Annotated in this window: 13 protein-coding genes; 5 read left to right on the top strand and 8 right to left on the bottom strand. The window is 57.8% G+C overall.

Going from position 1 to position 12,084, the window contains the following annotated elements; genetic code table 11:
- The first annotated feature begins 18 nt into the window (after positions 1-18).
- On the top strand, positions 19-1,413 hold the full coding sequence (locus tag HMPREF2604_RS09515) for a GntP family permease (RefSeq protein ID WP_070565253.1): 1,395 nt from the start codon (positions 19-21) through the stop codon (positions 1,411-1,413).
- Here the strand turns inward: HMPREF2604_RS09515 and HMPREF2604_RS09510 are convergent.
- The 3 genes from HMPREF2604_RS09510 to mmuM form a co-directional block, all read right to left on the bottom strand.
- The gene (locus HMPREF2604_RS09510) at positions 1,410-1,901 is read right to left on the bottom strand and encodes a gluconokinase (RefSeq protein ID WP_070523424.1); all 492 of its coding nucleotides are present in this window, start codon (positions 1,899-1,901) and stop codon (positions 1,410-1,412) included. The genes HMPREF2604_RS09515 and HMPREF2604_RS09510 overlap by 4 nt on opposite strands.
- A 68-nt stretch (positions 1,902-1,969) precedes the next feature.
- Positions 1,970-2,356: a hypothetical protein gene (locus HMPREF2604_RS09505; RefSeq protein WP_070523427.1), complete on the bottom strand. Its 387-nt coding sequence runs from the start codon at positions 2,354-2,356 to the stop codon at positions 1,970-1,972.
- 43 nt (positions 2,357-2,399) lie between these two features.
- Positions 2,400-3,290 carry a homocysteine S-methyltransferase gene (mmuM, locus tag HMPREF2604_RS09500; RefSeq protein WP_070565172.1) on the bottom strand — a complete coding sequence of 297 codons (891 nt, stop codon included), beginning with the start codon at positions 3,288-3,290 and terminating at the stop codon, positions 2,400-2,402.
- Between the two features lie 555 nt (positions 3,291-3,845).
- Between mmuM and HMPREF2604_RS09495 the strand changes: the two genes are divergently transcribed.
- The 3 genes from HMPREF2604_RS09495 (at position 3,846) to HMPREF2604_RS09485 (ending at position 5,832) form a co-directional block, all read left to right on the top strand.
- A complete protein-coding gene (locus tag HMPREF2604_RS09495) occupies positions 3,846-4,400 on the top strand; it encodes a CAP domain-containing protein (protein WP_070565169.1) in 555 nt (184 codons plus the stop codon).
- A gap of 92 nt (positions 4,401-4,492) precedes the next feature.
- On the top strand, positions 4,493-5,062 hold the full coding sequence (locus HMPREF2604_RS09490; RefSeq protein ID WP_070565166.1) for an AAA family ATPase: 570 nt from the start codon (positions 4,493-4,495) through the stop codon (positions 5,060-5,062).
- Positions 5,063-5,196: 134 nt separating this feature from the next.
- The gene (locus HMPREF2604_RS09485) at positions 5,197-5,832 is read left to right on the top strand and encodes an AAA family ATPase (protein ID WP_168162999.1); all 636 of its coding nucleotides are present in this window, start codon (positions 5,197-5,199) and stop codon (positions 5,830-5,832) included.
- Between the two features lie 158 nt (positions 5,833-5,990).
- Here HMPREF2604_RS09485 and HMPREF2604_RS09480 read toward each other — a convergent pair whose 3' ends face one another.
- Positions 5,991-7,505, bottom strand: coding sequence for a sodium:solute symporter family protein (locus HMPREF2604_RS09480; RefSeq protein WP_070565160.1), 1,515 nt, complete (start codon positions 7,503-7,505; stop codon positions 5,991-5,993).
- A gap of 240 nt (positions 7,506-7,745) precedes the next feature.
- Between HMPREF2604_RS09480 and HMPREF2604_RS09475 the strand changes: the two genes are divergently transcribed.
- A complete protein-coding gene (locus HMPREF2604_RS09475) occupies positions 7,746-8,462 on the top strand; it encodes a FadR/GntR family transcriptional regulator (RefSeq protein ID WP_070565157.1) in 717 nt (238 codons plus the stop codon).
- A gap of 9 nt (positions 8,463-8,471) precedes the next feature.
- Here HMPREF2604_RS09475 and HMPREF2604_RS09470 read toward each other — a convergent pair whose 3' ends face one another.
- From HMPREF2604_RS09470 to HMPREF2604_RS09455, 4 genes are all read right to left on the bottom strand, one after another.
- Positions 8,472-9,182: an N-acetylmannosamine-6-phosphate 2-epimerase gene (locus tag HMPREF2604_RS09470; RefSeq protein WP_070565154.1), complete on the bottom strand. Its 711-nt coding sequence runs from the start codon at positions 9,180-9,182 to the stop codon at positions 8,472-8,474.
- A 41-nt stretch (positions 9,183-9,223) separates the two neighbouring features.
- Complete coding sequence (locus HMPREF2604_RS09465; RefSeq protein WP_246818407.1) at positions 9,224-10,111, bottom strand: ROK family protein; 888 nt, start codon at positions 10,109-10,111, stop codon at positions 9,224-9,226.
- Positions 10,112-10,196: 85 nt separating this feature from the next.
- On the bottom strand, positions 10,197-11,141 hold the full coding sequence (locus HMPREF2604_RS09460; RefSeq protein ID WP_070565148.1) for a dihydrodipicolinate synthase family protein: 945 nt from the start codon (positions 11,139-11,141) through the stop codon (positions 10,197-10,199).
- Between the two features lie 115 nt (positions 11,142-11,256).
- Positions 11,257-11,877 (bottom strand): 3'-5' exonuclease, encoded by a 621-nt coding sequence (locus tag HMPREF2604_RS09455; protein WP_083299232.1) that lies wholly within the window; start codon positions 11,875-11,877, stop codon positions 11,257-11,259.
- Positions 11,878-12,084 lie beyond the last annotated feature (207 nt).

The following is a 12,084-nucleotide window of genomic DNA, read 5'->3' as shown; positions in this document are numbered from 1 at the left end:
TCAACATTCATGAATGTCATGGATACTTGGGAGCCCACGCTGGGCACCGGACCACTGTTAGGGATTGCGGTTGCGGCCATCGCCGTCATCCTCGTCCTCGTCATCTACTTCAAGGTGCACGCTTTCGTCACACTCGTCACGGTCTCCGCGCTTACCGCCCTGGCCGCTGGCATCCCGCTGGATGGTGTGGTTCCCACCATGACGAGCGGCTTCGGCTCAACCTTGGGATCCGTGGCTTTGCTGGTGGGGTTGGGCGCCATGATCGGGCGTCTGGTGGAAACTTCCGGCGGTGCTAAAACGCTTGCCGACGCCCTCGTGAAACTCTTCGGCGAAGACAAAGCGCCCCTAGCACTCGGCGTGGCCTCCCTCATCATGGGCTTCCCCATCTTCTTCGACGCGGGTCTCATGGTTATGCTGCCGGTCATCTTTGCCGTCGCCAGGCGCCTGGACGGCCCAGTTCTGGCCTACGGCATCCCCGCCGCCGGCGCTTTCTCCGTCATGCATGTCTTCGTGCCGCCGCACCCGGGCCCTGTTGCCGCCGGTGAGTTCTTCAGCGCGGACATCGGTCTGATCCTCATTTTTGGCCTCCTCGTTGCGCTGCCCACGTGGTATCTCTCCAGCTACCGCTTCGGTCTCCACCTGGGAAAGAAGTATCCCTACCGCCTCGAGGAAGCCATCACCGGCGCGTTGGTCAGCGATGCCGAACTCCCGGATCGCCCGGCCTCCCCGGCCTCAGTAATTGGCATCCTGATCATCCCCATGATCCTCATCTTCGGTAATACCGGGTTGACCACGCTGGGCACCGCTGGTGTTGTTGATCCTTCCGCCACGTGGGTTCGCTTCTTCGTTTTCTTGGGCCAGACGCCCATCGCGCTGTTGATTACCACTCTGGCGGCGATGGCCGTGCTGGGCCTGCGCCGCGGGGAGGGCAAGAGCGCAATTGAGAAGACCGTGGAGTCTTCGCTCGGACCGATTTGCTCCGTCGTCCTCATCACCGGCGCGGGCGGCATGTTCGGCGGGGTGCTGCGCACCAGCGGTATCGGTGATGCGCTGGCGGACTCCATGTCTAACCTCGGCGTGCCTGTCATCCTGGCCTGCTACCTCATCGCGGTAGCCCTGCGCCTGGCGCAAGGCTCGGCCACCGTTGCGCTGACGACGGCCGCCGCGCTCATGGTGCCCGCCGTGGAGGCCGGCGGCTTCAGCGAAATCCAGCTGGTCCTCATCACGCTCGCCACCGCAGCCGGCTCCGTCTTTGGCAGCCACGTCAATGACTCGGGCTTCTGGCTCGTTGGCCGTCTCATGGGCATGGACGTGTCCACCACCCTGAGGACGTGGACCGTCAATCAGGCGCTGATTTCCTCGATTGGCTTCGGCATCGTCCTTATCTTCTACGGCGCCGCCGCGCTGTTCTAGGCCTGCAGGTACTCGGCCGCCGCGGCGGCCAGCTCCTCCGGGGTGGCGCTGACATCCAGCACGATGCCTGCCTCCTCCGGCCGAAGTTCCTCTAGAGTCTCGAACTGCGAATCAAGCAGGGACACCGGCATGAAGTGTCCGGTTCGCCGGCTCATGCGCTCCTTGAGCAATTCATAGGAGCCGTGCAGGTGGATGAAGACCGTATCGGGTGCTGCGGCGCGGATGATGTCGCGGTAGGAATGCTTGAGCGCGGAACAGCCCACGATGGCCCCGGACTCTTGTTCGGCGAGAAAGCGGCCGATGGATTCGAGCCAGGGTTTCCGGTCATCGTCGTCAAGCGCCTGCCCCGAGGCCATCTTCTCGATGTTCGCCGCCGGGTGCATATCGTCCCCATCCCGGAAGGGAAGGCCGGTGCGCTGCGCCAGCAACTCCCCGACCGTCGATTTGCCGCAGCTCGAGACTCCCATGATCACCACGTGCTTGCGCATCAATCCTCCTTAAGACAGCATCTGATCCTACGCGCTACGGGGCGTCGCGCGGCTGACCACAGCGCGGCTTAGCCCAGTGGCCCGTAGCCAAAGTCGCCGCGCTGCACCTCGCCGCGGGCATTCGGATCAAAGGTGGCACACAAAGCCGCCGCCACGTAGCGCACGCCGCCCTCCGGCGCGGAGGAGCCGACGCGCTCTGCGCAATTCTCAAGAGCAGGCATGCCGATGCTCTGCCCCGGCATAGTCATGGAAAAGAAGGACGCGGCCATCATGGTGTTGCCATCGGCGCGCACGTACTCCGAGGAGCCCTTGATGGCCTGCCAGGCAACTGCCCCGACGGGATCGGTGCGGAACTGATCCCGCTCAGTCTGGGTCAGCTCGGCATTGGCGGCGGGCACGGACAGCGTTGTGATGAGAAGTGCAGCGGATGCGGCGAGTAGAGAAAACTTTTTCATAGGAACACTCTATCCTCTCGCCTGAGGATTGTCGCGGCGTTTTCTATTTGCCTTCGAAGCGGATCGATCGACGCAGCTGCTGAATCCCAGCGGGCCCCACGCGGCAGCAGCCGCCCAGAAGGCTAACCCCAGCCGCGCGCATGTGTGCTGCCGCCTCAATCAATCCCACCGCGCCGGCGGGAGCAGGACGCCAGTCGCGGACGCCGTCATCCCAGATCTCCCCGCTGTTGGGACATGCTAAAAGCGGCTTATCCGTTCCAGCACGCAATGCCTTCACCACCGCCCATACCTGCGGTGGGCGCACACAATTCACACCCACGGCCCCCAGCCGCGGTGTCTGGTTGGCCAGCGTGATCACCTGCGAGAGCTTCGTCGGGTCGGCCGCGATGGCGCCGGTGATGCTCAACGCAAAGGGCTTGGGCTGGGCCGAGAGCAGCTCCAGAAGCACCGCGGCCTCATCGACATTCGGGATGGTTTCTGCAAGGAGGAAGTCGGCCTCCGTGTCCGCGAGCACCTCTACCCTGCGGGTATGCCAGCGGCGCAATTCGTGCGCCGAAAGACCATAGGCACCGTCGTACTCGTTGCCCCGGCCCGGACCTGCTCCATAGGGGCCAACGGATGCGGCAACCAATTGATCACCGTGGGCAGCATGTCTGTCGCCGGCCTTGCGGGCGGCGTCACGCGCTACCGTGACGCTGCGGTGCAAAAGAGACTCCGCCTCCCCGCCCAGCACATCGAAGGTGATTTGATAGGAGGCCGTGGTGGCAATCTGGGCGCCGGCGGCAAAGAAATCCGCATGGGCAGATTCGATGAGGGCGGGGTTCTCACGCAGCACGCGCGCCGACCACAGCGGACCCGAGATGTCGTACCCCAGGGCCTCGAGGTGGGTTCCAAGGCCGCCGTCGAAAAGCAGCGGCGCGTCAAAGAGGGCCATGGCGCACGAGCCTAGCAATGCGTGGGCAGCCGACCCCCACCATGCCAATAGGTTTCATTAATAGTTGCATTACTTTTCTTAATCTTTTACCTTCTGACACTGAGCCTCAACAGCCCTTCTTCCTGCTCATTGCCATGCTTTTCGACGTTCCCCTCTCACTCAGGTTCCTCACCGGAGGATAAACGCAAACTATACTTTCCCAGCCTTAATCCAGGGATTTTTGAAGAAATTCCTGAGTTTTTGAGAATAGTTGACACATCACCAGCACTTTCTTGGGAAAGCTTTCCATCAACCTAAGAAGCCACCCCCAAGTGCCACCCCCGCCGCCCGTCATTTCTAAAGAAAACTATGCGATTTCAAGCCTTCAGGGCGGCAAACCCAAAAGAAACTTAAACCCGCCGCGCGAAGACACATAAACTCACAGGCAAACCTTAAAACTGCTGGTCAGATGGATTTTGAGCACCCAAAAGAGCTTTAATTTTAAGTGAAAGTACCGCTCGGTACGAGGTCGAAAAAGCCTCCACTTAACACCTGAAGCAGAAAGAGGTGCCCGCCATGTTCCGCCTCCCATTCGGACATAAAGCCACAAAGATCGTCGCCCCGGTTGCTGCCGTTGCAGCACTCTTCGCCGGTTCCATCAACGCCCCTGCTCAGGCTGGTAGTTCCTTCGGTGCATTCAACCCGGCTGACTTCGGCTTCACCATGCCGTCCGTTGCCGGCCCGGCAGCCCCGGCTCCGCACGCTGCAGCCAGCGTTCAAGGCCTCATTAATCAAACCAATGCGCAACGTGTGGCCAATGGCCTCGCACCGCTGCGCGTTGACCCGAACCTGACCAACCTGGCACAGGATTGGGCCAACACCTTGAGCCGCGATGGCAGGACTCGCCACCGTCCGAACTACTGGACCTTCTACCCCGCCGGCCTACCCGCTGGTGGTGAGAACGTCCTCCAGGCATGGAGCGACTACTCCGATGCCAGCCTGGTGAAGCTGTGGATGGATTCCCCCGGCCACCGCAAGAACTTGCTCGACCCCCGCGCTAAGTCCGTGGGAATCGGCCTGACCGTCGCCCCCGACGGCCGGTTGTACGCCGTGCAGAACTTTGGACGGTAGTGGTCGCTAGATCCAAAACCCGAAAGGGGCGCAGTTAGGCGGCTCATCCTGCGCCCCTGGGTGTCGACTCGCTGCACACTATAGTGGACTCCATGCTCACGCGACTCGAAGTTGATGGTTTCAAGAACCTCAAGAATTTCAGCGTCGATCTCGGCCCTTACACCTGCATCGTGGGCCGCAATGCTGTCGGCAAGTCAAATATCTTCGACGCAATTTCCTTCTTCGGCTCAACAGCTAATGCCTCTCTCAACGATGCCGCCGCCAATCTCCGCGGTCTGCGTGGCGATATCAGCGAAATCTTTGGCAACGACACGAACTCGATCACGTTTGCCGCCGAGATGATCGTCCCCGCAACTTTTCGAGATGACTTCGGACAAGAAGTAGAAATCACCACGACTTTCCTGCGGTACGAGCTTGAGTTCCAACTCGTGGAGCAAGAATTCACTGCGGATCAAGTCGTGCGAACCATCGAACTTGTCCGTGAGGATCTCACGGCACTCACCCAAAAAGATGCCCGTGAGAGGCACCCCTGGGCTGCAGAAGCGTTTCGCAAGACTGCTATTAAAAGCACCGGTGGCCGCCCCGCGTTCATTAAGACGACGGCCGAAGACTCCATCGAAGTTAAGTCGGGCAGACGGGGCGCAATCCGCACCTTCCCCTGAAGGAAGTTCGCTCCACGGTTCTATCCGTCTACGGGCGCAGCGCGGATTACCCAGCAATTGCTGCAGTACGCAGAGAACTCTCCACATGGAAGCTACTGGGCCTTGAGCCGAGTGCGATGCGTGCTCCGAGCGCGATGAGCGATCCGTCAAGCGTCGATGCCCGCGGCGCCAACCTCCCGGCGACCCTCGCCCGCCTCACCCAGGAAATCGGCGATCAAGCAACTGTTCAATTAGAAGACACACTCCTCGATCTCGTTGATGTTCGCTCGATTGACCTCGACATCGACAGCTCGCGTCAATCGATCACGCTTCAAGCAGAAATTGGCAATGCACCGCTGCTTCCCGCGCGTGCGCTCTCGGATGGAACACTGCGTTTTATCGTTCTGGGTCTCCTTGCCATCGACCCCAGCACGAACGACGTTTTATGCTTCGAAGAACCAGAAAACGGCATTTATCCTGACAAGCTTCGCGCTATGTATACGCTCCTGCATGAGCTGGCTGTCGATTCACGCCACCAAGTGGGCCCGGACAATCCCCTGCAGCAAATGATTGTGAACTCCCACTCCCCTGCCTATTTATCCCTACACCAAGAGGATTGGGGCGAACTACTTGTCGCCGATAGCCACCCCATTGACAACTCCTTAAGGCTCCTTCCAGTCCTTGGCAGCGAGAATTGGCGGACCATAAATCCAGGAACACCGGGCGTTATTGCAACGGTCATCGAAGAAATCCTCCACGTTTCGTTGAAGCATCAGGATGAAGCTGCTTGATGCACAACTACTGGGACACCGGTCCAGAAGCGGCAAACCCACCGACCACAGCAACAGCGTCGAAGCCCCTCCACACTCGTTACGAGCACGCCGCGGCCATGCGAGATGTACCCCACGGAGAGCAACAACTCACGCTGCGTGGACTCAACTTACTTGTTCTAAGCAACAGGCGTTTGCATGGCGCTACGCCGCGTGTACTCAAGGTCCTTTCCGTAAATAGTCAAGCCCGTGATGTCGTGCTGGTCCGATTTCCGGAAGATGAAGGATGCCAGATAGCCGATAACGAGAGTTCCTACGAACGCGACAATCGAGACCAAGAATGGGCCTTGGTCCAGCTTTCCAGCGAAGTACGCAGCAATCGCTCCGCAAAGGAGCCCGATGAGAACGCCATTGGAATTTGCGGACTTCGTAAAGATACCCAAGACAAATACCGCAGTGAGCGGAACTCCAAAAAGACCGGTGATCGCGAGGAACAGGTCCCACAGGTCCGACTGGTTGGTAATGATGAGATACAGCGCAACGGCCAATCCGAAGGTTCCGGCAACGATGATGACCAGGCGAGAGAAAGCAACCGACGCTTCCTTCGGGGAGAAGCGGTTATAGATATCCACGACAACGCACGCGGAAATCGAGTTGAGCGAAGAAGAAATCGTCGATTGCGCAGCCGCCAAGATGGCAGCAATCAAAAGTCCGGCAATGCCTGCAGGCAGCTCCGAAAGAATGAAATACGGCACTACAGCAGAAGTGTTGACTCCCTCAGGCAGACCACCCTTCGCTTCGTAGAAGTTATACAAAGCCGTTCCCATCCCGTAGAACAGCGGAATAGTTATCAGCGCCAGAATTCCGTTGACGATGAGAGACTTCTTCGTCGCTTGAATCGTAGGAGTCGTTTGGTAGCGCTGAACGACGTCCTGAGAAGAGGTGTACTGGTGCAAGCTGTTCAGTACATTTCCGATAAAGATGAATGGTATCGAGGAGAAGACTGCATTCGTGGTGAAGTTGTCCGCTGAGTAGAACTTTCCTTCTTCAGCGGCGTTAACCACCGCACCGCTAAATCCGTCGGGAGTCATGGCCATGGCCGTCAGCACTACCGCTGCAGCGCCAGCCAGCAGCAGGATACCCTGAATCACATCGGACCAAATCACGCCTTCCATGCCTCCCAGGAAGGTGTACACAATACAAAGAGCGCCTACAAACGCGGCGACGACCAACGGGTTGATATCTGCCACCGACGTGATCGCCAATGTTGGCAAATAGATAACGATGGCGATACGCCCGACGTGATAAAGAACGAAGAGGAGCGAGCCGAGGACTCGGAGGGCTACGGAGAATCTCTCCTCGAGGTATTCGTAGGCCGTCGTGACATCCAGCTTCCTGAAGAACGGAACATAGTAACCGATCAAAATTGGAACAATGGCAAAAATAGCGAGGTTACCAGCCGAGTAGGCCCAGTCAGTCAGATATGCCTTTTCCGGCGTAGACATAAATGTGATGGCAGACAGCGTCGTGGCATAGATTGAGAATCCTGCCGCCCAGCCAGGAATCCTGCCACCCGCTTTGAAGAATTCGTCCTGATCACTGCCGGCCCTACGCGCAAAATAAGCGCCGACAAGAAGCATTCCCAGGAGATAGAGGAGCAGAACTATCCAGTTGAGCGTTCCGAATGATTGCATTTGACCTTCCCTTCAGGGCTTTCGATATAGAGAGCTAAATCACTCTCTAATTTGTCTGTGCAACAAAGCATGTTAGAAGATACAATACATCAGACGTCTGATGTTTGAAGGGATTTAAGATATAGGCGTCTACCCCTGATCGTCAGAGCGGAGTGCTCCTCCCCCGCAGCGCTCATCCTTTAAGTACCCCGCCAACGTGGAAGGCTTAAGATAGATCGAAAAGAAAAGAGGGATTAACCAGTGCACACCGGAACGTGGGGATTCAGTGAAGCCACGCATCGCCCTGCCTCAACCACCCAGCAGACTGTAGAAGGTATCAAACAATACATTCGGGACAACGCCCTCAAGCCCGGGGACACTTTGCCAACCGAATCAGAGCTCTGCGAAGAGCTTGGCTTCTCTCGCTCCTCTGTCCGAGAGGCCATCAGAATCCTAACGACGCTAGATATCGTCGACGTCAGGCACGGAACAGGAACGTTTGTCTCCAGCACGTCCCTCAAAGCTCTAGTTCAAGGACTCATTTTTCGAGCGACTCTCGACGCTGATGACAACCTTGAAACACTTCGTGATGTAGTGGAAATCCGGCAGGCGATTGATCTTGCTATCGGGCAAGAAATCACAGCCAAACTCGACCCCTCGAAGCTAGAGCAGTTGAGCATCATCGTGGAAAAGATGTCAGCCAAGCGGAAGCAGGGCCTAAACTTTGCCGAAGAGGATCGGGAGTTCCATCAGGTGCTGCTTTCCGAAATTGATAACCCGATCATCCGTGAGCTCAATGATGCCTTTTGGCAAGTGCACATGAACGTCATTCCGCTTCGCAAGTTGGAAGAACCACAGGACTTCAGCAGGACGGTTCGCGCGCACCAAGACATCGTCGATGCTCTACAGAACAATGACCTGAAGAAGTATCAAGAGTCTGTACTCAGGCATTACGAGCCTCTGCTGACTTCGCTGTGACAATCCGCGTCAGCTATTGAAGCTCCGCGTAATCCAGGAAGGATCTGTGATGGCAGTGCCAATGATGATTGCATCGGCGCCAGCGCGCTTTCCTGCAGCCACATCATCGCGCGAGGCAAACCTGCCTTCGCCTATCAAAAAAGCATCTTCACCACAGAGCCGTCGCCCCTCTGCCAAGCATTCAAGATCCGGGCCTTCGGTCTTGCTCCGGAATTCCGTGTAGCCGGCCAGCGTCGTTGAGATGATATCCGCCCCCGCTTGGTGCGCCCGCTGCATTTCTTCCGGGGTAGAACAGTCAGCCATCGACAGAACATTAAGTCGGTGGCACTCGGCGACAAGATCGGAAAAGCTTGAGCCATCAGGCCTAGGGCGATCCGTAGCATCCGCACAGATAACCGCAGCCCCTGCCTCGGCTAATTGGCGTACGGACTCAACGGTCGGGGTTATGTAGACCCCCTCACTCCCCTCTTTTGTCAGGCCGAAAACTGGTACATCTACTGCGGCTGCGATTGCCTCGACATCCTTGATGCCGCCATATCCGCCGCACCGGATTGCGCGGCTTCCGCCCTCAACACACGCACGGGCGACATGCATCAAGGTGTGGGTATCGCGCATTGGGTGACCATCTGGCGCTTGCACCGAGACAATCACCGAGTTCCGAATCATGTCGTGAACTTCTTCTCGGCGTTCCGCCAGTTCACTACTCTTAAACCTAAACATATACCTGAGCCTTCTTCTGGATATATCGCAGATAAACGGTGCTAAAAAGCGTTATCTCGAGCAAAAGCCGCTGCACCCACTAACGGTGCTGTCGCCGGAGATTCAGTAACCCGAATTGCAACGGAGCGATTCGGCTTCAATGCGAAATCCTCTATGGCCTGACGGAATGGTTCTTCCACAGCGGCACCAATCTGGCACACACCGCCGCCCAAGACAACGGCATCAAGATCAAGAGCCGAAACAAGACCAGCCACCGCACGGCCAAGGCCATAAGAATTCCCTCGAATAATCCGGGAAGCGAGTTCATCTCCCTGGTTCATTCTTTCCACGACCTTTTCGAGGGGAAGCGCTAACTGGGCCCGTTCCTTCCATTGCACCCGCTCGCTCGCCGGGTTCGTAGAAAATTCTTCATAATACGCAGCCAAGCTATTGCCGCTCATAATGTTTTCGGCGCGGTCCGCAAAGCCCCGGAAATCAGCGCACAAGAGCTCCGAAAACTCTCCGGCCGATCCGGTAGGTCCGCTGAGCAGACTCCCGTTATCGCTTACCGCACCACCGACACCAGTTCCCAACGAAAGGTACAGGACTCTGCCGGACTGGAACTCCCTCGCGGCTCCGAGCATCAGTTCTCCGTACGCCCAGACTCTCACATCATTGTGAACAGCACACGGAAGGTCAACAACCTCTTTCGCGACCTCACGAAGATTGGTACCAGACCAGTTCTTAATGGTGTCCCCGTTGTAGGTGACGAGTCCCTCAGGTGCCTGAATCACTCCTGGCGAACCAATGCCGATTCGCGCCGGGGCAATGCCCGATTCCTCCAACGCCAGCTGAACGGCTTTCTTAATCTGCTCCTGTGGCGAAGCCCCGGCCGGCTGGGTAGGAATCTTTCCCAACGCAACTGCCTGCGTTGGGTCTTCATCAGACACGAAGCCCCAACCAATCTTTGTTGCACCGACATCAAGCGCAAGGGTACTAGTCACTCTTCACTCGTTTCGTCGTAGTTCAGCGAAATTAGGGCTCGATCACCTGAGCGGCATCGACGATCTCATGAATCTTAGCCAGCTCCTCATCATTCAGAGCGACGTGCGGACGGGACATCAGCCCCGACGGAAAGACGCCCAAGTGGTGAAGCGCTGCCTTGAAGCTGCCGAGGCCTTGCGAGCTTCCGCCCATGCGGGTCCCATCGCCCACACCAACGATGGTGAAAAGGTCACAAATCTTAGACTGCAATTCCGCGGCCTCGGCATACGCCCCGTCCACCAGTAGCTCATGCAACTTCACGTAGGAAACCGGGTCCACGTTGCCCAGACCAGGTACCACGCCATCGGCACCTGCCAGGTAAGCAAAGTCGACCGTAGTTTCCGAGCCAGTTAAAACCACAAAGTTTTTCACCCCAGCCTTGTCGCGGGCGCTAATCAGAGCACGCGTGTATCCATCATTGCCGCCAGAATCTTTAACGCCAGCGAGCACACCTTCGTTGGCGAGAGAAATAAGGGTAGAAATATCCAGTACCGAGTGAACACTGACCGGAATGTTGTACGCGTAGATGGGAGTCTCTGGCGCGGCCTCGTGAAGAAGTCGGAAGTGCTCAGCAATTTCTACATCGTGAGTACGAACATAAAAAGGGGCAGTGGCAACTAGACCCTGGACCCCGAGCGCGACGGCATCTTCAATATGCTCAATGACTCGCGGAGTCGTCATGTCAATCACGCCTGCAACTACCGGAACTCGCCCGCGAGCCTGTTCCACCACCGTTGCAATGACTTCCTTACGCTGCTCTCGTGTAAGGAAAGCCACCTCACCTGAAGAACCGAGAACGAACAGACCATGAACACCAACCTTAATCAGCCGTTCGGCCTGACGCTTGAGGGTATCGATGTCGACGGAGTAGTCCTCGTTAAACGGAGTCAGAAGCGGCGGTACAACGCCGTGCAGGAGCTGTGTGCTTGCAGTCATGTCTTGAACCCTTCCTATTCACCTTTTCACTTGAGTCGTAAGACATCATACGTCTCCTGTGATTGTGATGCAGCTCCTTCCAGCGAAAGGAAGCAAAGGAAGAGAACTGACTAACCTATCCCGGCAACAGCTCAGAGGCCTCCCCCACCACGCTCACCACGAGCACATCGCGGGCGCGCGAGGCCGCCACGTAGAGCAAAGCCCGCTCGCGCTGCAGCGCCTCGTCGGCCTCGGCCGGCGCCAGCCCCTTCATCAAGTAGCGCTGCGGCAGCGCCTCGCGGCTTACATCAAGCAAGATGACGTGCGTGAACTCTAAGCCCTTGGCGTTGTGCATCGTCATCACCGCCACCGGGCGCTCCCGGGAGGTACGCCGCCCAGTGCTCACGGCCACGCCCAGCTCGCCCAACTGCGTGGCGATCTCATCCTTGCGGGCATTAGTCCGGGTGAGCACGCCGATGGAAACATCGTCGTCCCCGGAGGTCCAGTCCCGGATGCGCGCAGCCAAGGACTCAGCTTCCTCCGCCTTGCTCGCAGAATTCAAGACAACCGGCGCAGGACCCTGGCGCACAGAACGGTAACCATGCAGATCGTCGATATTCTCTTCCGAATCCACCCACTCGGCACCGTCGAGAATCGCCGTGGCATAGCCCAGGTTCTGCCGAGTCGTGCGGTAATTCACGCGCAGCTTCGTCGTGGCACGGCCTCGCGTTTCAATCCCGTAATCACGCAGAACCAACCGCTGGCCATAGATGCGCTGGTGCGCGCGACGTTGCTGACCAGCCAGTGCTCATCACAGCAGGAGATGGGTACATCGAGGGCGAGCTGGGAGTAGTCGGAAAGGCTCATGGAGTCCAAGGCATCAGCGGGGCTGGACCTTTTGGGAGGATTGCGGCTCAGGAGTTCGAGAACATTTCACCTGGCTAAGCCCAACACCAAACGCAGC

This window comes from Corynebacterium sp. HMSC055A01, from assembly GCF_001809405.1.
Lineage (GTDB): Bacteria > Actinomycetota > Actinomycetes > Mycobacteriales > Mycobacteriaceae > Corynebacterium > Corynebacterium hesseae.
Note: the sequence above shows the minus strand (reverse complement) of the source record. Positions and strands in the feature narration are given on the sequence as shown.